Origin of the sequence: Streptomyces sp. bgisy159 (assembly GCF_965341775.1) — a bacterium.
Lineage (GTDB): Bacteria > Actinomycetota > Actinomycetes > Streptomycetales > Streptomycetaceae > Streptomyces.
In genome coordinates, this window is record NZ_CBDQZH010000023.1 from 23581 (window position 1) to 44863 (window position 21283).

Genomic DNA, 21283 nt, shown 5'->3' on the forward strand with positions numbered 1-21283 from the left:
AGTCAGTCAGCGGGCAGCAAAGCTGCTCGTAGGGCGTCGGTCGAGCCGGTGTAGTGCAGCGTGCGAAGGCCCAAGCGGGCGGCGGCCTGGCAGTTGTCGGGGCGGTCGTCCACGAACAGGACACGTCGTGGATCACCGGCCCCGGTGGCCGCCAGCGCCTGCTGGTAGATAGCCGGGTCGGGCTTGCACAGCTGCAGGCGGGCCGAGTAGAGCGCCTGGGTCATCATTCGGCGCCAGTCGTAAGTGTCCAGCACCGTACTGAGGTGGGTGGGTGCGTTGGACAACAGCACCATCGGCAGTCCGGTGGCATGGGCGCAGCGCGGGACGGACAGGACGCCCTCGTCGGTCGCGGTCCACATGTCGGTGTCTGCGGCGAGGAGTTCGCGCAACAGGCGGGGGCCCGGATGGAAGCCGAGGACGCGGGCCCAGTACGCCAGGTCGCTGAGCTGGCCGGCGTCGTAGAGGTCGCGGGCGTTCCAGAAGACGCGCTGGAATGCTGCGAGATCGTCTTCGGGCCAGGAAGCGGTACGGGCCAGCCGTAGCCACTGGGCGCGGGTGGGCTGCAGGCCGAGGACGCCGTTGTAGTCAAGGATGACGGCGTCGGGGCCGGTGGGGCGGGTCAAGGGGCGGTGTTCTCCAGGGCTCGGCGGGTGAGGGCGGCGAGAGCGGCTGCGAGGAGCGCGGGCAGCAGCAGGGCCGTGGGCAAGGTGGTGGCGCTGGCGAGGGCGCCGATGACGGCGGGGCCGGCGAGGAGGCCGAGGTAGCCGGTGACGGAGACCGTGGCGACGGCCCTCGGGCCGTGTCTGCCGGCGGCGGTGATCAGGGAGGGGACGGTGCTGGACAGGCCGAGCCCGAAGACCGCCCAGCCGGCCAGCGCCGCAAGCACGCTGCCGACCAGGACGCCGGTGGTCAGTCCGCCGGCGGCGAGCGCAGCGCCGGTGCGGACCACGGCAGGAGCGCCGAAGCGGGTCGTGAGCCAGTCGCCGGTGAGCCGGCCGATCGCCATGCCCATGCTGTAGAGGGCAGACGCTGTCGCGCTGAGGGCGGATGTGGCGTGCAGCGTGTGCAGGTGCACTGCGGCCCAGTCGGCCGCCGCCCCCTCCCCCAGCAGGCTCGCAGCCGCCAGCGCACCCAACAGCCACACACCTCCCGCCCGGCCCTGACCGGCCCCCTGGGGCTCCGGCAGCTTGGGCTGGTCGGCGCCGCTCAGCGCGAGGGTGCGCGGCCCGGCGACGAGCACGGTCGCGGTCAGCGCGAGGCCGGTGGCCATAAACAAGGCGCTGTGGGCTGTGCGCGCAGTGGCAGCGGCCATGGCGGCACCGCCCAGGGCACCGATCGAGTACGCGGCGTGCAGGGAGGACATGACCGGCCGGCTGGCGGCGTTCTGGCAGCGAACCGCCGCGGTATTGGCGGCGACGTCCAGGACACCGTGCGCGGCACCGAAGGTGACAGCCGCCGCGAGTAGTGAGGTCAGCGTCCGGCACTGCCCCAGCACGGCGAGAGCCGCTCCCAGTGCGACAGCTCCGCCAATCAGAAGCAGGGGAAGTCGGTCGGGCCGGGCGAGTCGGCCGCCGGCCTGCAGTCCGGCAACCATGCCGACAGCGGCGGCGAGCAGGACGAGCGACAGGCCGGCGGTGGTGAGGTGAGCGGCGTGCTGGACGGCCGGCATCCGGGCGCCCCAGACCGCCATCACCACGCCCAGGCCGAGGAAGTAGCTGGTCAGCAGGACACGGCTGCGGCGCACGGAAGCGTCGGCGCGGGTCATGCGGGGCGGCCACCCGCAGCAGGCTCGTCGGCCGTGTGCGGCACCAGGGCGACCTGCAGATGGCGCACAGCCTGCTTGGCGCGGGCCTGTGCGAGGTCCGCGGTGGGCGCGGTGGTGATCAGGTAGCCGATACGGGCGGTGAACATGTTGCCGCCGTCGGCCGGGAGGAGCAGCTGGTCGCCGACCTGGTGCTGGAAGTGCACGCGTTCCAACCAGCGCGGGCTGACGCCGTCGAATCCGAGGCGGAGCAAGGTGCCGGAGGTGTCAGGGTAGAGCAGCAGCATCGCGGCGGCCGAGGACCGGGTCGGGGTGAGGTCGGGGGCACGGCCGCAGGCGATGTCGGCGGCGGTGCGCGGCAGGTCGATGCCGGTGGCGAGCTGGACGAGATGGCCGATCATGTCACCGGCGATCCGGCCGTTGACCTCGACCAGCCGCGGCCGGCCGTCGACCAGCCGCATCTCGACATGGGAGACGCCGTCGGTGATTCCCAGGGCGTGGATCGCGGCGCGTGCCGCCGGTGCGACCACGTCGAGCAGTGGGTCGGCGGCGTCGACCGAGTGGGCCAGTTCCTCGAAATACGGCGGGGCGCTGACCGTCTTGCGGGTGACGGCCACCACGGTGGTCTCACCGCCGTAGGTGACACACTCGGCCGACACCTCGGGTCCGTCGAGATACTCCTCCACCAGCACGCTGGTGGACTCGAGTCCCAGCCCGGCCGCCTGGTCGGCGAACGCGAAGGCGGCGGTGAGCTGTTCGGGGGTGTCGGCGCGGATCACCCCGATGCTGGCCGCGTGCGCGGCGGGCTTCAGCACGACCGGGTAGCCGATCCGCTCGGCCGCCACCTGGGCCTCGGCACGCGTGCGCACGCTCACCGAGGCTGCCGACGGAACCCCGTGCCGGGCGAACAACGTACGGGAGGTGGCTTTGTTGCGGCATGCCTGCATGGCTTCCGGGGCAGTGGTGGGCAGGCCGAGCTGGCGGGCGAGGCGGGCGACCGGGACGAGGTACCACTCGGTCCAGGTGAACACGCCGGCAAGGTCGTAGCGGTCGGCCAGGTCCCGGCCGGCGGCGGACAGCGCCGCCTGGTCGGTCGGATCGGACACGACCACGCAGTCCCGCAGGTACGGCGTCTCCCACGAGGGCTCTTCGCCGGTGATCAGGACGACGTCGTAGACGGCGGCCACGGACTGAAGGCAGTACCCGCGGTACGCCTCGGCCTCCATGTCGGATGCGGCGACGACCAGGACGACAGGACGGTCGGGCAAGAACAGGCTCCTCAGAATCTAAAGAGGGGGGCAGGGATATGTGGACGGCGGCCCTCGGCGGCGCAGGGCCGCTGAGTGTCCGGCGAGCAGCCGCCGCGAGCGGGGCCGGCGGAGCAGAGCGGCGAAGTCGGTGCCGGCCGAGGATGCTTAGGCGGGAGGAAACCGAGAGCTGTCAGTCGGCACGACGGCGGCGCAACTCGAACGCCGCAGCCCAGTGCGGGTTTTCGCTGATCAGCCGACGGGCGTAGAGGGCGGTGAAGTTGTTGTTCAGCCCGGCGACCCCGTACGGGAGTTGGCGGCGCAGGTCCTCGAAGAGGTCCTTCACGCCGACGCGTGTGGCGCCGGAGGCCAGACGGCGGGCGGCCATGCGTTCCAGGGCCCGGTAGACGTTCGGGTTGTGGGCGTCGAAGGCGTGGAACTGCTCGGTGATGGTGCGACCGGTCGCGCGGTGCGATCCGAGGGCGGCGATAGACATGAAGTTCTCCACAGGCTGAGGACGCAGCAGGGTCAGGTGCGCAGGACGGGATCGGTGCGAAGGCGGGCGAAGGAGCAGAACAGGCCGATGGCCTGCAGGGCGGCGCATGCGGTGATGACGTGTCCCAGTGCGTCGGGCGGGGCGAGCGCGGTGAGTACGCCGGCGACGGGGAAGGGCAGCAGGAGGATGAGGATGGTCGCCGACAGGGTGCTGCCGAACTTCTCCGGAGGGATCAGGCGGGAGCGCAGGGTGCGCAGGACGACCGTCATGCCTCCTTCGCCCGCCATGAGGACCGCGACTAGGACGAGGTAGGACCGGTAGTCGGGGGCCTGGGCGGCGGCGAGACAGCCGAGTGAGGCGAGGGCGGCGCAGGCGGCGCCGACCGGCCACAGACCGAGGCGGTCGATCGCAAACCGGCAGAATGTGACGCTGAGGAGCGTCGCTGCGGCAGCGGCGGACCAGACGAGGCCGACGGCGGTGGTGGACTGCCCGAAGTGCTTGACGACGATCACGGGGCCGGCCGCTTGGAGAAGGCCGGTGGCGAGGTTGGACAGGGTCAGCCCGGTCACGAGCCAGCCGAGCGCGGGCAGCGAGCGGATGGTGCGCCACCCGGTGAGCAGTCCGGCGCTGGACTGTCCCTTCGGCGCGCGGGCCGGTGCCACGGGCGAGGGCGGGGTGCGCAGGGCGAGCATGGCAGCCAGCAGCGAGAGCACGCTGATCATTGCGAGCATCGGCGGCGGCCCGGCGAGCAGGAGCACTGCGGCGAGCGCTGGCCCGGCCATGGTTGCGGTCTGGTCGATGCCGAGCAGGACGGCCTGGACGCGGTGGGCCCGCCGTCCTGCTCGCCGTCCGGCGGCGGCGCCCGCGGTCTCGGCGGCGATATAGCTGAACTCGGTGAGCACGCCGGTCGTCGCCGCCAGCACCATCACGGTCGCGCTCGCCACGGTGCCGGACGGGTGGAGGTGGAGCAGGACCGCGCCAGCGGCGAGGGCCAGCGCCCTCCCCAGGGAGGCAAGGTGGAAGACCACCGAGGCACCGCGCCGGTCAACGACCGAGCCGGCCCATCCGAACGCAGCCAGCCGCGGAATCCACTCCAGGGCGAAGGCGGCGCCCGTCAGCGCAGCGGATCGCGTCGTGGCTAGGACAAGCAGCGGGATGCCGTAGGTGGACATCGCGAACGCCAACGCGTCCGCCGTGCGCGGCAGGTAGATGCTGCGCATCAGCCCGCCGGTGTGGCGTGCGTGCCGCGGTGTGACCGCTGCGCTCACGCGACCGGCTCAGGCTCGGGCACCCTGGCCACCTGGGGGTTGTCGGCCAGCCACTGGATCAGGAGGGTGCGGGGACGGGCCAGCCCCGCCTCGGCACCGTCGCCGGTCAGCGGAGAGAGAGCGTCGGCGCGCTCGGTGGAGAGCGACGGTGCCAAAAGGTCGAGGACGTACCGGATACGGCGGCTGAACTCGCAGACTGGGGCCGGGACGGCGTGACGCCGGGCCCAGCGAGCCATCGCGTCGTACAGGTCGGTCAACTCCGCTCCTGCCTCGGTAAGTTCGAGACCGGAGCCGGGTGCGATCCGGACGAGGCCGTGGGCGCGGGCCGTGTCGGAGGCGCTTCGCAGTTGGTGCGTGGAGAGGTCGGGTAGGGTGCCGGCCAGCCGTCGCGGCGGTATGGCGCCGTTGTCGTCGATCTCGGTGACCAGGCGGATCAAGGAGCGCGAGGCGAGAAGTTCGACGGCGTGGCGTACTTCGGCAGGGGTGAAGGGGGTGCTCATCGGCGCGGGCCTCCCGCCGGGATGGCTGCCTTCGGGCGGGCGGTCGTAGCGTGCGAGAAGAGATCGCGGTGGTGCCACGCCGGAGAGGATGCGGTCGTGCGAGCGGGTGGGAGCGCCGCGGGGGTCGGCCGTGGCTGGCTGCTGAGCCACGGCCTCGGCGCGGGCTTCGCCTGCGGGTGTCCCCAGACCGGGTGTTGGGCCGCCTGGTCGAGGCTCTGCCCGGCGGACCAGGCGGACAGGGCGCCGAGCACGGGGCCAAGGCCGTCGCCGGCTGCGGACAGCCGGTAGGGCTGGCCGATGCCGTCGGTGTCGACCAGGCCGTCGGCGACGAGCTGCCGCAGCGGCGGATAAATGTTGGTCCAGTCGCTGCTGGGCATCACGATCCGGGCCAGAGCCCGGCCGCTGACCTCCTGTCGGGACTTGAGCACCCACAGGATGGCGGCGGCGTGGCGCCGGGTGAGCAGGGTGAGGCTGTCCTCGATCTGCTCGATCGCGGGCAGCGGACCGTCCGCCTTCTCCAGGTGTTCCTCGGCCCAGGTGACGATCACCGGCAGGACCGGCAGCAGGGCCGCGCCACGTTCGGTGTGGCGGTAGCTCACGTGCCGTGCGGTGTGTTCGGTGCGTTCGACGAGTCCGGCGTCGCACAGAGACTTGAGCTTGGGGTGGAGCTGGCCGTTCTGCAGCCAGGACACCTTGGCCGCCAGCTCGCTGTAGCGCAGCGGCGGGCCGGAGAGGGCCAGGAGGATCCTCACGTTCCAGCGTGGGGTGATCATGGCGAGGGCCTCGGTGACCCGGGCGATGTCGGCGTCGGTGTCAGGGGGCAGAGCGGTGATGGCCAAGGGAGGAACTCCTGGGTGAAGGAAAGAGAGAGATCGCCTGGGTCAGCGGCTGTGTGCCGGGCTCGGCACCGGTAGAGGCGGAGCTGGAACGGACGGCGAGGGAGCCGGCGGGGCAGGCGTCGGGGCCGGGACGCGGGCCAGGCTCTGCAGGACGGCGGCGACCGACTTGGCCTGGACGTCGCGGACGGCGACGGCTTCGGCGAGCCGGCGTGCACCGTCGAGGAGGTGGGAGACCTCGTGCGGGTCGATCTGCCGCTCGGGGTGGATGAGCCGGGCGAGGTGGTCGCGGTGGACGTCGATGCTGCGCTCGGCGAGGGCGAGGTCGTCGTGCATGCCGAGCAGGGCGGAGAGCATGCCGGGCGGCTGGTCCTGGGCGTGGGCTTCGAGGTCGGCGAGCGGCGCGCCGTACAAGTCCTCGATCCGTCCGGCTATGTCGGTGGACGTGAGGTGGGGCAAGCGTGGGCTTTCACGGTCGGCGGGCCCGGGCCGCCCCGGCACGCTGCGGTGCCGGGGCGGCAGACGGGGGCAGGGTTGCGGTGGCCCTGAGCTGAGCCGTTCGTACGGGCCGAGCCTGCTGGGCAGGCGGGGGCATGGTGCGCAGCAGTCCGCCGAGGGCGGCGCGGTAGCCTTCGCGGGCCTCCAGTGCGGCTTCCAGCCACTGCGCGTCGAAGCGGAGCTTGTCCGCCGACAGTTCGCCCATGTCGCGGTCCGGGTCCATGTCGGCGTGGACGCGGTCGCGGACGCGGGCGACCTGCTCCTCGGTGAGCGCCAGGAACGAACGCAGCTCCAGGGCACGGGCGAGCGCGGGCGAGGCACCTGGGCTGGCAGCCGTCTCGTACAGCTCGGGTAGCGGGTTGCCGAAGACCTTCTGCAGGTCGGCGTCCATGGTGCTGGCCTTGTCCCGGCTCATCGGGCGGTCCTTGCCGGCCGCCACGCCGATGCCGGTGCGGCTGTGCCGGCGGGCCGGTGGGGAGCGCTGGTCTGCACCGCCGGGCCGGTTCGGGGCCGGAGGCGGGCGAGGCGCTGGGCGGCGAGGTCCTTCTTCCCCGGGGCGTCCGGGTCGAGGAGCCAGCGCACGACCATGGCTCGGCCGTCGCGGGCGGTGACGGCCGCGTTCACCCGGTGGGCGAGGCCCATCGTCGGATCGTCGATCTCGCTGGGCTGGGTTTGCAGCGCAGCGAGGAGGTCGTCCTCCGCACGCTCCAGCACGGACTGGGCCTCGACGAGAAGGCCATGCCACTTGACGACGTCGCTGGCATCGGGATTCGCGGTCGGCGCGGCGGCGACCGCGGCCTTCAACTGGTTCATGCCCATGTCGAAGCGCGCTTCGATCCGTTCGGTGAGCACGCCCACGACATCCTCAGACTCATCGGATATGCTATCGGGCAAAGGGAAATCTCCTGTTCTGGAAAGGCCGATCCCTGGGGTGGGAGGGGCTGCCGTACCCGGTGGCTGAGCCGCTTACGGGCACCTGCTGGGCTCTGTCAGTCCAGGCACATTCGGACGTCGCGGTAGACGTACGTGCCGGAGACCCAGCCCTTGACCCCGGTGGTCTTGTCCGTGATGTAGAGCCAGTTGCCGCTCTTCCTGTGCACGGTGAACTTGTGGTTCTTGTAGAGCACGCCGAGCGCGGTGGACTTCGTGGTGGCCTTGGACCGGATGGTCACGGCCTTGGTGTGTACCTCGTACGGCAGCGGCGGCTGGGACGAGCAGCTGCTCGCGGGGGTCGCGCTGGCGGTGGTGGCGGACAGCACAGGCAGAGCGAGTGCGCCGAGCATGGCTGCGGATATGGCAATTCGGGTGGAGCGCATGCGGAAGAAACCTCCGTGAAGGCATAGGGATTGCGGGGAAGGTGCCGCGGGTGTTGTCCCGGCGGCTGTATAAGAGTCCGGATATTCGCCGGTTTGGCTAACCGGCGATCGTCGGCTATGTTGCGCCGCCCTGGTCGGCTTTGACGCTCAGCGTGAGCGGCCGGGCGGGCGCGGGGCAGGAGCCTTCGGCAAGCCGGCCGGGCGGCTAACTGCGGCTGCCGGGCGGACCGGCGGAAGAGGGCCGGCCTCGCCCGCGAGGCGGTCGTCGCACCACTGCAGTGCCTCGCCGAGCGTGTCGAAGCCGCCCTCGCGCAGGGTGTGCGTCCACGTCTCGGTGTCGACCTCTTCAACCACGACGCGGAACGGCGAGGGAGCTCGCTCGTCCAGGGCACGCAGGGCCACGACGATGACCATGTCGTCCGGGTCGTCGCTGGTGTAGGAGTAGCCCATGGCGTAGTGGTCGCCGTCGCCGGCGAGGCGCAACTCCAGCGCGCGCGTGGCCTCGTCCGCTGGCGGCGGGCCCAGTGGGGCGAGGGCGATGGCATCGGACGGACAGCCACGGTGGATGAGCCAGGACTGCGCCATCGCGGGCAGCGGCAGAGGGGCATGCTCGAAGCTGAACGTCCGCTTCTCGTGGTCCCGTTGCAGATGCACGGCGAGCACCTGCGGCATGCCGGGGTGTCCCCAGGTGGCGGTGCGGTCGAACAGGACGTAGTAGCTGTGCGGGCCGTCGTGGTGTTCGGCGAGGGGAACGAGCATGTCCTCGTGGACGGCGACCTTGCGGTAGAAGTCGAGGTACTTCTCCTCGTCGGCGTCGAGGTCGTCCAGATTGAAGTCGACTTGGGGGATGGACTTCCGGTCCGGCGCCGGGTCAGTGGGAGACAACAAGAGCCTTCCGGTGAAGTCAGCGCCGCTGCGCCGGGGTGGGCCGCGATGCGCCGGGGCGAGCCGAGACCTTCGGCGCCTGCACCGTGGGAGCCCGGCGGGCGGCGAACAGCGCGGCCCGTCCGGCGTCGGTGAGCGCGACCGGCTGGCCTGCGTGCACGGGGTGGCCGGTGTCCCGGACGACCAGGCCGGCGTCCTCCAACTGCTGCAGCTTGGCGTGGGGGATGCGGGTACCGGAGGCGGCTGTCACGGACATCCGGCCGGTCAGCAGGTGTTCGTAGAGCTTGGCGCCGCCGGCGATGGCGAGCAGCGCCGCCTGGTCATCCGTCGAGAGCTGCCGTGCGTCGGGCGCGGAAGCCGCCGCTGCGGCTTCGATGGGCTCCAGGGCGGCGAGCACCGCCCGGGCGGCGGCGTCCCGCGCGGCGGCGGCCTCCTCCAGCTGGTCCACGGTGCGGTCGATGCGCGTGAACAGGGCGCTGTCGACGTCGAACTCGCCGCTGGACAGGCGGTTGAGGAGCCGGAGGTAGAAGGTGACGCTGGTCTGGGCCTTGGCCAGTTCACGGTGCCGGTCGGCCAGGTGGGCGTGCTGCTCGTCGAGGACGCCGCGGTCGCGGTAGGCCCACAGGGTGTCGATGTCGTGCCCGGTGACGGCTTGGAGGCGGTGGTCGAGCGGGGAGACCGCGCGCCGACCTGGTGTCGGCGCGGGTGGAGGGGGCATAGGCGGACCTCGGTGCGTTCAGCGGGTGTGATGGTGCGCGGGGTTTGGGGCGGGACGGGGCAGCCCCGGCAGTGCGGTGGGCGGCGGACCGGGCCGGGGCACGGGAGCGCGGGTGGTCAGCTGCGGGGAACGCGAGCGTGCCGCGTGGGTGCGGGCGCTCAGCGGCCGGCGGGTCATCCCCAGGCGGCGGCCGACCTCGTCGTAGACGTCGTTGCCTGCTCGCGGCCGGATGGCGACGACGTGGATCTCCTTGGGATGCGCGGACTCCGCGGGTGCCGGGCGGACGCCGTAGACGACGCGCCAGTCCTTGCGCGAGTCCACGAACAGCTTCCGGAATCCCTCCAGGTCACCGTCGAGACGCAGACCGAAGCGCTGCGCGTTCACGACTTCCTGCAGGTAGGCGAGGGTGAGGTCGCGGATGTCGCTGGGGGCCTGGAGGAGATCGGTCAGCGCGCGGGGGTCGAAACTGAGTCCGAAGGCGGGCTGTCCCGCTCCCGCGGTCATGACGTCGGCTCGTCCGGTTCGGCGGCTTGTGTCGTGTTCGCCGTCTCCGTGCGCACGGACGGCGGCGGACCGGGCAGAAGGCGGTGCGCGGGCCGGTCGGGCGAGGTCATGCAGGCCGACAGCGGCCCACCCGGCGCGCGGATCGCCGCGACGGCGTGGGTGAGGAAGTCCCGGTGCCACACGAACAGGCCGGACAGCCCGGCTTCGGGATCCTTGTGCTGCTGGTAGGCGAGCCATAGGGCGTGGAGCCAGGCCACGACGTCGTCGTGCTCCTGCCACTGCAGGCACCAGGGTGCCGCGGTGGTGACCTCCGCCCCGTACACCGGGAGGAAGAAGTCATCCACCCAGTCGGACAGGGCGTCGAGTTCGTCCTCGCGTTCTTCTCCGTCGAGTTCCAGGATCGGGCGGGGCTCCGGTGGAGCGGCGGGAGGCGGCCCGCCGAGTCCTGGCATACCGAAGGCGGCGAACGGTGATCCGCTGGGCGGCGGGGCGGACGCGAGGTGGTCGAGCTGCTGAGCCTGTTGCGCCGACTGCTCCATGAGCCGCCGCACGCTCGCCTCGATTCCCTCCAGCTGTCGATCCGGAATACGAACCGGCTCCAACTCGCCATCGTCAGGCGACTTTGTTGATTCGGGCATTGAAAAGCTCGGCCTCCTACGAGACACGGGATGAGAAAAGGACGGAAGCGTCTGCGCGCGGCCCATCCGGCGAGCTGCACGGCCACTGCGGCGGTATTGCGCCGGCGGCTACGCTTGGGGAGCCGGTCGCCTTGGCAGCAGGCAAGGACGGGGCTCAGCCGGTAAGGTCCACGTCGTCCTGTTTGAGGGTTTCGCGGATCGTCTCGGTGAGCCGGTCGGCCGCGATCGACGCGTAGTGCTCGGTCTTCTCCACGCCGATGAAGTCCCGGCCTTCCAGCAGAGCGGCCACGCCCGTGGAGCCGGAGCCGGCGCAGAAGTCGAGGACCGTGCCGCCCTCGGGGCTGATCTTGACCAGCTCGCGCATCACCTCGACCGGCTTCTGCGTGATGTGCCGGCGCTGCGCGCCCGAGGGCTGCGACGCCGAGTACATGCCGGGCAGATAGACCGGGTTCCGGGAGCCGTCGATCGCCCCCTTCGACGCCCAGACGATGAATTCGCAGTTCTGGGTGAACCGGCCCTTCTGCGGCCTGGCCTGCGGCTTGTGCCAGGCCAGCACACCGCGCCACAGCCACCCGGCGGCCTGGATCGCGTCCGTCGTCGTCGGGAGCTGACGCCAGTCGGTGAACAGCAGCGCGGTCCCGCCGGTCTTCGTCAGACGGTGCGCTTCGGTCATGATCTGCGTCAGCCAGAACGCGTAGGACCTCTGGTCCATGTTCTCGCCGGTGAAGTCTGCGAGGTCGTTCTTGGCATCGGCGGAGGTGTACTTCTGCTTCGCGGAGCGGGTGGTGCGCTCCTTCGCGGTCCGGCCACCGCTGTTGTACGGCGGGTCGGTGATGACGGAGTCGACGCAGCCGTCCGGAAGGCCGGAGAGAACGGCAAGGGCGTCGCCCTGGTGAAGGGAAAAAGGCAAAGAGGGGCCCCTATTCGGGTGCGGATTCACGGTGGGAACTAGCCGCCTCGCACAGGAGTCCTCGCAGGCCGGAAGTGGGCGTGCAGAAGCCCAGGGCCGCAGACCGAGGAGGCGAGGGGAGTCCAAAAACTGTAGAGGCGAATCCGCCGACGACCAAGAAGTGCCGTGCGAGGGTGCCGGATTCCGGCACCTCGCGCCAGCTTTTTGGTCAACCGCCAATCCGCATCTACTGTTTTTGAACCGCCCGGCGCACACCGCCGCTGGCTACTCCCCCGCCACACCTCACGGAGGTACCCCCTTGCCCCGGCACACCTAGCTCACGGCCCGGCCAGCTGGGAGCGAGCGGCAACTCGCCCCACATCGGTCCGCCTTGATCGCCCACCCCGGCCGCCGCGCCCTTCCACCACGCCTCGCGCACGCGGCACGCCGGACACCGCACCCCCGAAGGACACGCTCATGACGTCTCGCTACCCACCCCTGCCCGACCTCGCTGACCCACGAGCGGTCCGCTCCGGTTGAAGGCGCTCGCCGCCGGCATCGGCGTCGTCTTCCTCTCCCCGCTTCTGCTCGCCGGCACCGGCATGATGATGGCGTCCTCCGCAAACGCCGTTCAAAGCAGCAGCAGCTTCCTCATCTGCCTGAACGACATCAACACCGGCAAGGTCGCCGAGCAGGTCACCAAGATCCTCGACGGGGCGTCCGGCAAGAACGTCCACGTCGAGGGCCTGGACCTGCCCGCCGAGCAGGTGCCCAATGCCCAGACGATCGTGGCCACCGGTATCAGCCTCGACGTCCCCAAGAAGGGCCAGGTCATCGCGCTCGCCACGGCGATGCAGGAGTCGAGGCTGCGCAACCTCAACTACGGCGACAGGGACAGCCTTGGGTTGTTCCAGCAGCGTCCCTCCCAGGGCTGGGGCACCGCCGAGCAGATCCGTGACCCGACGTACGCGAGCGAGCAGTTCTACAAGCACCTGCTCAAGGTGCACGGGTGGCAGCAGATGACCGTCACCCAGGCCGCCCAAGCCGTCCAGCAGTCCGGCTTGCCGGACGCCTACGCGCAGTGGGAGCACCTGGCCACCGCGCTGCAGGAAGCCATCGCCAAGACCTTCCCCGGCGCCGGCAACAACAAGGACGCCAAGGAGCCGAACCCAGGCAAGGACCCGGGAGCCGGCACTACCGGCTGCGCTCCAGGCCAGGACGGCTCCGGCTTCGGCCCGATCCCCGAGGGCAGCGTCCCGAAGGGATACAAGATCCCCAAGGACGCCGACCCGAAGGCACGCAACGCCATCGAGTGGGCGATGCACCAGCTCGGCACCCTCTACCAGTGGGGCGGATCCTGCACCAACGCCCACGGCCCCGACCCGATGGGCCGCTGCGACTGCAGCTCGCTGATGCAGCAGGCGTACGCACACGCCGGCGTCACCCTCTCCCGCACCACGTACACGCAGGTCAACGAGGGCAAGGCGGTCTCGCCCGCCCAACTCAAGCCCGGTGACCTCATCTTCAGCCGCGGCACCGCGAGCCGTCCCGAGCACGTCGGCATGTACATCGGCGAGGGCCTCGTGATCGAGGCACCGCGCACCACCAAGCCGGTCCGGATCACCCCGATCAAGGACTGGACGATTCTCGCCGCCCGCCGCGTCATCTGACGCCACCCGCCCGGACACCGCTCCGGACAGGCCGGCCGGTCACGGCGATCTTCCGCGCCCCGCGCGCATCTCCCCGCCCCCCCTTTGCTTCCCCTCTTCTCGCCGGCCCCTCGTCTGGCCCGCGTATGCAAGGAGCCCCGCCACACCTATGTCCCTCCCTCTCGCAGACCGCGTCATCCAGCTCGCCTACGACCCAGGGATCTCGCCCAAGGGCGGCGGCCTGCCCGGCCTGAGCGTGCTGAAGAACGTCGTCAACAGCATCAACATGTTCGGGATCATCGCCGTCGTCGGTGCCCTCGCGGTCTCGCTCGGCGTGTGGGCCTGGGGCCACCACACCGGTGGCCACCAGGCCGAGGCCAACGGCAAGAAGGGCGCCGTCGTCGCCGCGGGCGCCGCCCTCGGCCTCGGCGCCGCGAACGGAATCGTCGCGTTCTTCTCCACCCTCGGCTCGCAGGTTCACTGATGCGGAACCGATTGCCCACCCTCTCGCTGTCCTCTTACGGCGTCGGCTGGTCGGCCAACCGGCGCGTCGCCATCGTCGCTCTGGTCGTCACCGTCCTGCTCACCATCGCCGCAGCCGTCGCCTGGCTGTCCGGCAGCGGCAACGCCCACCGGGATCCGACCGCTGCCGGGCCGGCCGCGACGCACAGCCCGTCCTCCTCCGAGGCCCCCGCCCCGAAACCCGAGGCCGACTCCGGTTCCGTGCCCAAGCCTCCGCAGATCGCCGAGCCGGTCGCGTACGCCAAGGCAGCAGCCCAGATGCTGTGGTCCTACGACACCCGCGAGACCAGCCGCGACCAGCAGCTCGCCGGCATGCGCCCGTGGATGACCAAAGAGCCCGCCTACGCCGACTGGGCGTCCGTCTCCGGCCAGGTCCCTGATCCGTTGCTGTGGTCGCGGATGGCCGACCAGGACCAGCACGCCACCGCCCGCGTCACCGAAGGCCACTACCCGGGCGCGTTCAAGCAGGCCCTCGCCGAGGACCCCTCGGCGATCACCGAGGCGTACGTCTACGTCGTCACCGTCAACGGCACGCAGCAGATCGCCTGGAAAAAGGGCGGCGGCGGAGCCGAGGACCGCGCCGTGACCCTCGCCGTGCAGTGCCGCCCCGGCCACGACTGTGCCCTGGCCGCCATCGCTCCGAGCGTCACGCAGTGACCCGCGCCTGACACGATATAAGGAGGAGTAATTCCCCGTGGGTTTCTGTGATTACCCCCTGGCGGACAAGCTCTGTGCCGTCGGCGACGCGGTCGATTTCGCCTCGGACCCTGGCAAGGCCATCGGTGACTGGATGGCGAAGTCCGCAGGTGAGCTGGCTGCGGCAGCGGCCGACTTGGCCACCAAGGCGGTCAACACCACCACGAGGGTCGACCTGAACGCCGGATGGTTCCGCGACAACTACGAGATGCTGCTGCCGTTGGGCCTGGTCCTGCTGGTCGCCACCTTCTGCGCGCAGCTCGTCCGGGCCGCCGTCAGACGCGACGGACAAGCCCTCACCCAGGCGTTCACCGGCACCATGTCAGGGGTCCTGTTCGCGTTCTGCGCCATCGCCCTGACCACGGTCGCCGTCGAAGTCGTCGACGCCGTCAGCGACGGCCTGTTCAAGACCGCGCACCTGAGCATCGAGTCGGCCGTGCGCCGCATCGTGAAGGTCAGCCAGATCGGGTCCCTGGCCGGACTCGGCTGGCTCGTCCCGGTCGTCGTCGGTCTCGGCGCCGCCATCGGCGCCTTCCTCTACTGGTGCGTGATGATGGTCCGCAAGGTCGGCATCCTCGTCATGGTCACCCTGGCCGTCTTCGCGTCCGCCGGCGGCGGCTGGGAAGTCGCACGCCGCTGGCGCAAGGGCTGGATCGAAGCCACCGCCACCCTCGTCGTCAGCAAGCTGCTGATGACTGTGATCTTCGTGCTCGGCATCGCCGCCATGGGCAAGACCGACGCCACCGACGGCATCGCCGCCCTCGCCGACGTCATGTCCGGCATCGTGATCATGATCCTGGTGCTGCTGTGCCCCTATGCCGTCTTCAAGTTCGTGCACTGGGCGGCCGACGGCACCGACGGCGAGTCCATCCACCGCGCCGGCGGCGCAGGAGCGCAGATCGCCAAGGCCCACGCCGAGAACGTCGCCCGCAAGGCCGCGGCAGCAGCCGCCACCGCCGGAACCGGCGGCGCGGCAGCCGGAGCGGGTGTCGCCGCCGCGCAAGGCCCCGACGCCGCAGGCGGAGGCGGATTCCCCGGCGACATCGCCGCCAACCCGACCGGCGACAGCGGCGGCGGCAAGGACGCTTCGCAGGGTGGCGGAACGGGCGGCTCGCCCGGTGGCGGTGCCATGAAGTCCGGCCTGGAGAAGGCCGTCCAGCCCGCGCCGACGAGCGTGTCGGATGACACCAGCGGCCAGGTGGGCGGCAGCCCGGGGCCGGGTGGATCCGGCGTGAGCGCCGCGTCCGGCCAGCAAGGCGGCTGGCAGTCAGTGCCGCCGACCACGACCCCGCCGCCGCAGGGCGCACCGCCGTCCCCTGGGGCACAGAACGCCACGCCCAGCGGGACGGCCTCACCGCCGCCGCCTGCGACCGGCCTCTGATCCCCTGTCCGTCTACCGGGGGCGGGACGTGTACTGCACCCCCGCCCCCGGGTTTCCGCCCGCGTCTTCAGGACCCGCCCCTTGACTGATCTCTCCGTCGCTCCGGTCACGGTGAAGTTTCCGCACCGGTCCCGCCGCGGCATCCTCCTCGGCCTCTCCCTGCCGCAACTCGTCCTTGTTTCCTGCACGCTGGCGCTGCTGCTGATGACGGTGGTCTCCACCGGGCTGGTCGGCGCCGTCGCCCTGGCACCGCTGTGGGCGGCTTCCGGTGCGCTCGTGGTGATCCGTCGGCACGGACGCTCCCTGATCGACTGGGCGCCGATCGTCACCCGCTACGCACAGCGCCGACGCACCGGCCAGACGCTCTGGCTCGCCCGGCCCGTCACCCGGCCCCGGCAGGATGGCATCCTCCACCTGCCCGGCACGGCCGCCTCCCTCAAGGTGGTCACACCCGGCGACTCCGCCAACGGCGCCGCGGCCGTGCACGACCCGCACCGGCAGACCCTGACCGCCATCGCCCGGGTCAGCAGCCGCGCCTTCGCCCTCCTCGACCCCGCCACCCAGACCCACAATGTGGGCAGCTGGGGACGCGCGCTCGCGGGCATCGCCCGCACCGGGCACATCGCCACCGTGCAGGTGCTGGAACGCACCGTCCCCGACAGCGGCGACACCCTCTCCCGCCACTGGGCTCAGAACGGGCAGCCCCAGACACCGGTCGCCGGACAGATCTACTCCGAACTGGTCGCCTCGGCCGGTCCCGCCGCCGCACCTCATGAGACCTACCTCGCCATCTCCCTCGATCTGAAGGCCGCCCGGCGGCTGATCTCGCAGGCTGGCGGCGGGCTGCCCGGGGCGTTCACCGTCATGGAGCAGACCACCGCGTCCATCGCCCAGGCGGCCCGCAACGCCGGACTGATGGTCACCGGCTGGCTGACCGCGCGGGAGATCGCTGCCGTCATCCGCACCGCCTACGACCCGGGGGCCCTGGCCGCACTCCAGCAGTGGTCCGACACCGGCCGCGCCGAGGCCGATCCCGCAGCCTCAGGTCCCGTCGTCCAGGTCGAGGAGTACGACCGCCTCGCCACCGACAGCGCGCGACACGCCACGTACTGGGTGGAGAACTGGCCCCGCACCGAGACGAACGCCGGCTTCATGCACGGCCTCATGTTCACGGCCGGCGTGCGGCGCAGCCTGTCCCTCATCTACGTGCCGCAGGGGCTCGAGTCCGCGCTGCGGGACGTCCAGCGCAAGAAGGCCGCGATCATCGCCGACGCCAACGAGCGCGCACGCCGCGGGCAGGTCGACAGCGAGGAAGACTCCGTCGAGTACGCCGACGTCAAGCAGCGTGAGCGCCAGCTCATCGCCGGGCACGCGGACGTGGCCCTGACCGGCCTCGTCACCGTCACCGCCGAGACCGACGCCCTCCTGGACGCCGCCTGCGCCCAGATCGAGACCCACGCCGTCACCTCGGGCGTCGACCTGCGACGGCTGAACTACCAGCAGCCCGACGCGTTCGCCGTCGCCGCACTTCCCCTCGCCCGCACCACCCTGTAGCTGCCAGTTCGCCCCCGCACCCCGCTCCCGCCTCTTTGGCGGCAAGGACCTCCCATTGATCCCTCCCCGTCCCAGCGAGCCCGACGCGCACCCCTACCTTCGGGCCGCCACCGCAGGCGTCCGCCACCACGCTCGTGCCCTCAACCGTGCCGCGCCCCCGGATCGCGGCCACCTCGACACCCTCCACGCCCACCTCACCGAACTACACCGGCTCATCGACCAGTTGGCTGAGGTAACGCGGCCCCCGCATCCTGCAGCAGGCCGCCACCTCGCCACCGCGCACACCCGGTTGTGGCAGGCCACCACCGAGATCCACGCCGCCTTCCACCTGCTGCCCGGCAACCCAGCGCAGGCAGACACCGAGACGAGCGCGTGCCATCCGGAACGGCTGCCCGAAGGGCCGCCCGTGCTGACCATCTGCCAACGCCACCTCGCCGCCGGGCACAGCATCCGGCGCAAGACCACCCCCACCGACCTCCGCCCGCACACCACGTCCTGCGTGCGATGAGCACCACCCGCAGAATCGAGGGCCCCCGATGAGTCACCGGCCCGCTCGCCGCGCCCGCCGCGCCTCCGCCAGCCCGCTGTTCACCCCGCACGGCACCGACCGGGCCAGCCGCAAGGCAGCCCGCCGCCAGCTCGCCGAAGCCACCGCCAAGGCCCGCGCCGAAGCCAGCGCCCACCAGGCAGAGAGCACACCCGCCGAGCACGAGATGCCCGCTCCGCTCTACCCCCCGAGCGGACGCCCCGGGCCCGCCTCCGCCCGCAACAACCGGCTGAAGCTGCCCGCCCACCGCATGACCACCGCCGTGGCCGCCGGCGCCTACCCCTTCCTCGCCGAAGGCGGGCTCGGCGCCGAGGGCATCTACATCGGCCGCGACGTGCACGCCGAGGCATCGTTCGTCTTCGATCCGTTCGCGCTGTACGGCAAGGTCGAGGGCTTCACCAACCCCAACCTCCTGCTCGCTGGGGTGATCGGCCAGGGCAAGAGCGCGCTCGCCAAGTCCTTCGCGCTGCGTTCGGTGGCCTTCGGCTACCGCGTCTACGTCCCGTGCGATCCCAAGGGCGAGTGGACACCGGTGGCTCAAGCCCTCGGCGGCCGGTCCGTCGCTCTCGGCCCCGGACTGCCCGGACGCCTGAACCCCCTGGACGCGGCCCCGCGACCGGACAGCGTCACAGAGGCCGACTGGGTCGGCGAGATCCGCAAACGGCGCCTGCTCCTGCTCGGCTCCCTCGCCCGGACCGTCCTGGGCCGGGACCTGATGCCCATGGAGCACACCGCCCTCGACGTCGCCCTCGACGCCGTCGTCACCCGCGCCGCCGCCACCGGCCGCACCCCGCTCCTCGGCGACGTCGCCGCCACCCTCAACACCCCCAGTGCGCTCGACGAAGCCGCCGGCGTGATGTCCGGCCAGCTCGGCGACGCCGCCCGCGACCTGGCCCACGCGATGCGCCGCCTCGTCCACGGTGACCTGGCCGGCATGTTCGACGCCCCATCCACCGTCGCCTTCGACCCGCACGCGCCGATGCTCACCATCGACCTGTCCCGCCTCGGCGGATCCGGCGACGACACCGCCCTCGTCCTGGCCATGACCTGCGCAAGTGCCTGGATGGAGTCCGCCCTCTCCGACCTGAACGGCGGCCGGCGCTGGATCGTGTACGACGAGGCGTGGCGACTGATGCGGCACGTCGGCCTGCTGCAGCGGATGCAGGCCCAGTGGAAGCTCAGCCGCGGCCTCGGTATCGCCAACCTCATGGTGATCCACCGGCTGTCCGACCTGCTCACCGCCGGCGACGCCGGATCACAAGGCCGCGCCCTCGCCGAGGGCCTCCTCGCCGACTGCAGCACCCGGATCATCTACCGCCAGGAGACCGACCAACTCCACGCCGCCGCCGCCCTGCTCGGCCTGACCTCTGTGGAAATGGACGCCATCGCGCACCTCAACCGGGGCCGTGGTCTGTGGAAAGTCGCTGGCAGATCCTTCATCGTCCAGCACCTGCTGCATCCCAACGAGCTGGCGCTCTTCGACACCGACGCCCGAATGCATTGAAAAAGCGTCTAGTTCACGAATCCTGACAACACCCCATCGAAGGACTCTCGCATCTCCCCGCGTGACCCGGACTTCGACCTGTACGACAACGTCGGCCGCGACGCCGACCAGATCCACGCCGCCCGGTACAACCTCGCCACCCGCGGCGACCTGAAGCGGTGGGCGCGACGCGACGCGCAGCCCTTCCGCGACGCGCATCCGCTGCCGGACCAGCCGTGGCCCGCACCTGATCTCACCCCCTACCTGGACGCCCTCGCCGCGGCTCAGACTCCGGCAGAGATCGAAGCAGTCACCGACCACGTCCTGGACGCCGCCGAACCTGCACTGCGCGCCGTGAGCGACTACCTCGTCGCCGCCGCCCGGTGGCGGCGGGAGAACCGCGGTGCGGCCAAGGGATCTCCCTCAAACCTGCTGATGACGGCGGCCAGCCGGGCGCTGTCGGTCCTGGCCCTCGCCGACGAGGCCGGCCTGAGCAGGCTGCGCGCCGCCTACGACCCGGCTCCCACCCCCGCGACACCGACCGGCGGCCAGCCTGGGGCCAGCGCAGGCGTCCCGCCCGCTCCTCCGTCCCCCGGTACCGCACCCCGCCGATAGCTCTCTTTCTGCGGTTCCAGTCCCGCCCGACTCTCGCAAACGCGATCCCGAGGGACCACCACTGTTGATCGACACGGCACCGCCACCGCCTGCACACGGAGTCCTCTTGAAACGTCCCCCTCACCTGAACGCCACCGAATGGGCCGAATACCACCAACGCCGAGCCGAAGTCGACGACCTCATGGCACAGGTCGCCGACCAGGACGCCCAGATGGAACACGACCTGATCGCCACCCACGACGAGTACGAACTCGGCTTCAGTCAGGAGTCGCAGCCGGGAGTCACCCCCACTGGACGGACGCCTCCACCGCACCGATCTCCCGCCTCCTCCCGCGGGAGGAACCGTGGCCGCTGACGAAGCGAGCACCCCAGACTCCCGCCGCGTTGCCTCGCTCGCACCGCTTCCCGACCACCGCAACGTGGACACCCCGTGGTGGCAGGAGCTGTGGCGTCGCCACGCGCACATCACCACGCCGCTGCGGGCGCGCGGCCTGCAGTGCGACATCGAGTTCGGCCTCAGCGCCTACATCGTGCGCGTCTCTCTCCCCGACGACAGTTACCTGATCATCGGTCCGCCGCAGGAGCCGTCCTCCGAGCGCCCGCCCGGAGACCCCGAGGGCTGGATCGCGACGCGTGAGCACCCCGACGACCCGTCGCTGTTCGAGGTCCTCTACGACTCGGCCCCCTCCGACGACCCCGGCGCTCCTCAGCGGCCCGAAGCCCGCCACGGCGGCAGCGCCCAGCCCCTGATCGAGGCGATCAACCACCGCCTGGCCAAGCTCGGACTGCTGCCGCACCCCGTCCTGCCCGGCGAAAGCCCACACGTGCACTCAGCCCAGCCGACGCCCCCGCCCCAGGCCCAGGGCGTCCCCGGCACATCCGACGACGCTCCCATCTACGTCTACGGCGACGCGCTGCGCGCTCTGACCGACCGGCTCAACGGAGCGGAGTCGCATACGGATGCCGCTGCCCTGCTGCACCAGATCCTGGAGCCCACCGACGGACTGCTGGCGCAGCTCGGCGAGTTCTTCGAAGCAGCCGGGGAGAAGGCCAAGGAAGCGGAGGAGGACGACGGCTTCGACCTGTCGTACGACCTCGCCGACGCCGCCGCCGAGATCCGCAACCTCGGAGAGGTCCTGCACGTGGCCGAGGACAGGATGCGGGCCCTCACTCCGCTCGCGTCGGCACCGCGCCTGCCCTCCAGCCCGGCCCGTACACCGTCCCTGCCCCCGCGAGTGCTCCCGCCGGCACAGCCGCGGCACACGCGCTGACCCCGGAC

General features: G+C 71.4%; 26 protein-coding genes. 10 read left to right on the top strand and 16 right to left on the bottom strand.

Annotated elements, in window-relative coordinates:
* Positions 1-2: 2 nt before the first annotated feature.
* From ACSLTV_RS21920 to ACSLTV_RS21995, 16 genes are all read right to left on the bottom strand, one after another.
* A complete protein-coding gene (locus tag ACSLTV_RS21920; RefSeq protein WP_435612709.1) occupies positions 3-623 on the bottom strand; it encodes an HAD family hydrolase in 621 nt (206 codons plus the stop codon).
* On the bottom strand, positions 620-1765 hold the full coding sequence (locus ACSLTV_RS21925; protein ID WP_435612710.1) for an MFS transporter: 1146 nt from the start codon (positions 1763-1765) through the stop codon (positions 620-622). Before ACSLTV_RS21925 ends, ACSLTV_RS21920 begins: the two co-directional genes overlap by 4 nt.
* Positions 1762-2988 (bottom strand): ATP-grasp domain-containing protein, encoded by a 1227-nt coding sequence (locus ACSLTV_RS21930; RefSeq protein ID WP_435612759.1) that lies wholly within the window; start codon positions 2986-2988, stop codon positions 1762-1764. The genes ACSLTV_RS21925 and ACSLTV_RS21930 overlap by 4 nt, the downstream gene beginning before the upstream one ends.
* A gap of 214 nt (positions 2989-3202) precedes the next feature.
* Positions 3203-3505, bottom strand: coding sequence for a hypothetical protein (locus ACSLTV_RS21935; RefSeq protein WP_040896681.1), 303 nt, complete (start codon positions 3503-3505; stop codon positions 3203-3205).
* Between the two features lie 32 nt (positions 3506-3537).
* Positions 3538-4773: an MFS transporter gene (locus ACSLTV_RS21940; RefSeq protein WP_435612711.1), complete on the bottom strand. Its 1236-nt coding sequence runs from the start codon at positions 4771-4773 to the stop codon at positions 3538-3540.
* Positions 4770-5273, bottom strand: a complete 504-nt coding sequence (locus ACSLTV_RS21945) for a regulator (RefSeq protein WP_435612712.1) — start codon at positions 5271-5273, stop codon at positions 4770-4772. The genes ACSLTV_RS21940 and ACSLTV_RS21945 overlap by 4 nt, the downstream gene beginning before the upstream one ends.
* Positions 5270-6112 carry a winged helix-turn-helix transcriptional regulator gene (locus ACSLTV_RS21950; RefSeq protein WP_435612713.1) on the bottom strand — a complete coding sequence of 281 codons (843 nt, stop codon included), beginning with the start codon at positions 6110-6112 and terminating at the stop codon, positions 5270-5272. The genes ACSLTV_RS21945 and ACSLTV_RS21950 overlap by 4 nt, the downstream gene beginning before the upstream one ends.
* A 42-nt stretch (positions 6113-6154) precedes the next feature.
* Positions 6155-6568, bottom strand: a complete 414-nt coding sequence (locus ACSLTV_RS21955) for a hypothetical protein (protein WP_006143149.1) — start codon at positions 6566-6568, stop codon at positions 6155-6157.
* Positions 6569-6578: 10 nt separating this feature from the next.
* A complete protein-coding gene (locus ACSLTV_RS21960) occupies positions 6579-7022 on the bottom strand; it encodes a hypothetical protein (protein WP_435612714.1) in 444 nt (147 codons plus the stop codon).
* Positions 7019-7501 carry a hypothetical protein gene (locus ACSLTV_RS21965; RefSeq protein ID WP_435612715.1) on the bottom strand — a complete coding sequence of 161 codons (483 nt, stop codon included), beginning with the start codon at positions 7499-7501 and terminating at the stop codon, positions 7019-7021. Before ACSLTV_RS21965 ends, ACSLTV_RS21960 begins: the two co-directional genes overlap by 4 nt.
* A 95-nt stretch (positions 7502-7596) precedes the next feature.
* A complete protein-coding gene (locus ACSLTV_RS21970; protein WP_435612716.1) occupies positions 7597-7923 on the bottom strand; it encodes an SH3 domain-containing protein in 327 nt (108 codons plus the stop codon).
* A gap of 147 nt (positions 7924-8070) precedes the next feature.
* A complete protein-coding gene (locus ACSLTV_RS21975) occupies positions 8071-8811 on the bottom strand; it encodes a hypothetical protein (protein ID WP_145870817.1) in 741 nt (246 codons plus the stop codon).
* A gap of 16 nt (positions 8812-8827) precedes the next feature.
* Positions 8828-9526, bottom strand: a complete 699-nt coding sequence (locus ACSLTV_RS21980) for a hypothetical protein (RefSeq protein ID WP_435612717.1) — start codon at positions 9524-9526, stop codon at positions 8828-8830.
* Between the two features lie 18 nt (positions 9527-9544).
* Entirely contained in the window at positions 9545-10030 is a 486-nt protein-coding gene (locus tag ACSLTV_RS21985; RefSeq protein ID WP_061915839.1) for a hypothetical protein, read from the bottom strand.
* On the bottom strand, positions 10027-10569 hold the full coding sequence (locus ACSLTV_RS21990; protein ID WP_061915836.1) for a DUF4913 domain-containing protein: 543 nt from the start codon (positions 10567-10569) through the stop codon (positions 10027-10029). Before ACSLTV_RS21990 ends, ACSLTV_RS21985 begins: the two co-directional genes overlap by 4 nt.
* A 253-nt stretch (positions 10570-10822) precedes the next feature.
* The gene (locus tag ACSLTV_RS21995) at positions 10823-11578 is read right to left on the bottom strand and encodes a DNA-methyltransferase (RefSeq protein WP_435612718.1); all 756 of its coding nucleotides are present in this window, start codon (positions 11576-11578) and stop codon (positions 10823-10825) included.
* Between the two features lie 515 nt (positions 11579-12093).
* Between ACSLTV_RS21995 and ACSLTV_RS22000 the strand changes: the two genes are divergently transcribed.
* From ACSLTV_RS22000 to ACSLTV_RS22045, 10 genes are all read left to right on the top strand, one after another.
* The gene (locus tag ACSLTV_RS22000; RefSeq protein WP_435612719.1) at positions 12094-13227 is read left to right on the top strand and encodes a C40 family peptidase; all 1134 of its coding nucleotides are present in this window, start codon (positions 12094-12096) and stop codon (positions 13225-13227) included.
* A 148-nt stretch (positions 13228-13375) separates the two neighbouring features.
* Positions 13376-13690: a DUF6112 family protein gene (locus ACSLTV_RS22005; RefSeq protein ID WP_006143162.1), complete on the top strand. Its 315-nt coding sequence runs from the start codon at positions 13376-13378 to the stop codon at positions 13688-13690.
* Entirely contained in the window at positions 13690-14385 is a 696-nt protein-coding gene (locus ACSLTV_RS22010; protein ID WP_435612720.1) for a hypothetical protein, read from the top strand. The genes ACSLTV_RS22005 and ACSLTV_RS22010 overlap by 1 nt, the downstream gene beginning before the upstream one ends.
* Positions 14386-14422: 37 nt before the next feature.
* The gene (locus ACSLTV_RS22015) at positions 14423-15805 is read left to right on the top strand and encodes an SCO6881 family protein (protein ID WP_435612721.1); all 1383 of its coding nucleotides are present in this window, start codon (positions 14423-14425) and stop codon (positions 15803-15805) included.
* An 81-nt stretch (positions 15806-15886) separates the two neighbouring features.
* The gene (locus ACSLTV_RS22020; RefSeq protein WP_404733350.1) at positions 15887-17359 is read left to right on the top strand and encodes an SCO6880 family protein; all 1473 of its coding nucleotides are present in this window, start codon (positions 15887-15889) and stop codon (positions 17357-17359) included.
* A gap of 55 nt (positions 17360-17414) precedes the next feature.
* Positions 17415-17867, top strand: a complete 453-nt coding sequence (locus ACSLTV_RS22025) for a DUF6238 family protein (protein WP_435612722.1) — start codon at positions 17415-17417, stop codon at positions 17865-17867.
* A 28-nt stretch (positions 17868-17895) separates the two neighbouring features.
* Positions 17896-19410: an ATP-binding protein gene (locus ACSLTV_RS22030; RefSeq protein WP_435612723.1), complete on the top strand. Its 1515-nt coding sequence runs from the start codon at positions 17896-17898 to the stop codon at positions 19408-19410.
* Between the two features lie 333 nt (positions 19411-19743).
* Complete coding sequence (locus ACSLTV_RS22035) at positions 19744-20004, top strand: hypothetical protein (RefSeq protein WP_006143170.1); 261 nt, start codon at positions 19744-19746, stop codon at positions 20002-20004.
* Between the two features lie 106 nt (positions 20005-20110).
* Positions 20111-20359: a hypothetical protein gene (locus tag ACSLTV_RS22040; RefSeq protein WP_435612724.1), complete on the top strand. Its 249-nt coding sequence runs from the start codon at positions 20111-20113 to the stop codon at positions 20357-20359.
* The gene (locus ACSLTV_RS22045) at positions 20349-21275 is read left to right on the top strand and encodes a hypothetical protein (RefSeq protein ID WP_435612725.1); all 927 of its coding nucleotides are present in this window, start codon (positions 20349-20351) and stop codon (positions 21273-21275) included. Before ACSLTV_RS22040 ends, ACSLTV_RS22045 begins: the two co-directional genes overlap by 11 nt.
* The last annotated feature ends 8 nt before the right edge of the window (positions 21276-21283 follow it).

Bases quoted from the DNA above. Each gene is read 5' to 3' on its own strand.
- ACSLTV_RS21985 (WP_061915839.1), bottom strand. From the start codon at position 10,030: ATGACCGCGGGAGCGGGACAGCCCGCCTTCGGACTCAGTTTCGACCCC.
- ACSLTV_RS21960 (WP_435612714.1), bottom strand. From the start codon at position 7,022: ATGAGCCGGGACAAGGCCAGCACCATGGACGCCGACCTGCAGAAGGTC.
- ACSLTV_RS21970 (WP_435612716.1), bottom strand. From the start codon at position 7,923: ATGCGCTCCACCCGAATTGCCATATCCGCAGCCATGCTCGGCGCACTC.
- ACSLTV_RS21925 (WP_435612710.1), bottom strand. From the start codon at position 1,765: ATGACCCGCGCCGACGCTTCCGTGCGCCGCAGCCGTGTCCTGCTGACC.
- ACSLTV_RS21945 (WP_435612712.1), bottom strand. From the start codon at position 5,273: ATGAGCACCCCCTTCACCCCTGCCGAAGTACGCCACGCCGTCGAACTT.
- ACSLTV_RS22030 (WP_435612723.1), top strand. From the start codon at position 17,896: ATGAGTCACCGGCCCGCTCGCCGCGCCCGCCGCGCCTCCGCCAGCCCG.
- ACSLTV_RS21935 (WP_040896681.1), bottom strand. From the start codon at position 3,505: ATGTCTATCGCCGCCCTCGGATCGCACCGCGCGACCGGTCGCACCATC.
- ACSLTV_RS21930 (WP_435612759.1), bottom strand. From the start codon at position 2,988: ATGGAGGCCGAGGCGTACCGCGGGTACTGCCTTCAGTCCGTGGCCGCC.
- ACSLTV_RS21980 (WP_435612717.1), bottom strand. From the start codon at position 9,526: ATGCCCCCTCCACCCGCGCCGACACCAGGTCGGCGCGCGGTCTCCCCG.
- ACSLTV_RS22010 (WP_435612720.1), top strand. From the start codon at position 13,690: ATGCGGAACCGATTGCCCACCCTCTCGCTGTCCTCTTACGGCGTCGGC.
- ACSLTV_RS22005 (WP_006143162.1), top strand. From the start codon at position 13,376: ATGTCCCTCCCTCTCGCAGACCGCGTCATCCAGCTCGCCTACGACCCA.
- ACSLTV_RS21990 (WP_061915836.1), bottom strand. From the start codon at position 10,569: ATGGAGCAGTCGGCGCAACAGGCTCAGCAGCTCGACCACCTCGCGTCC.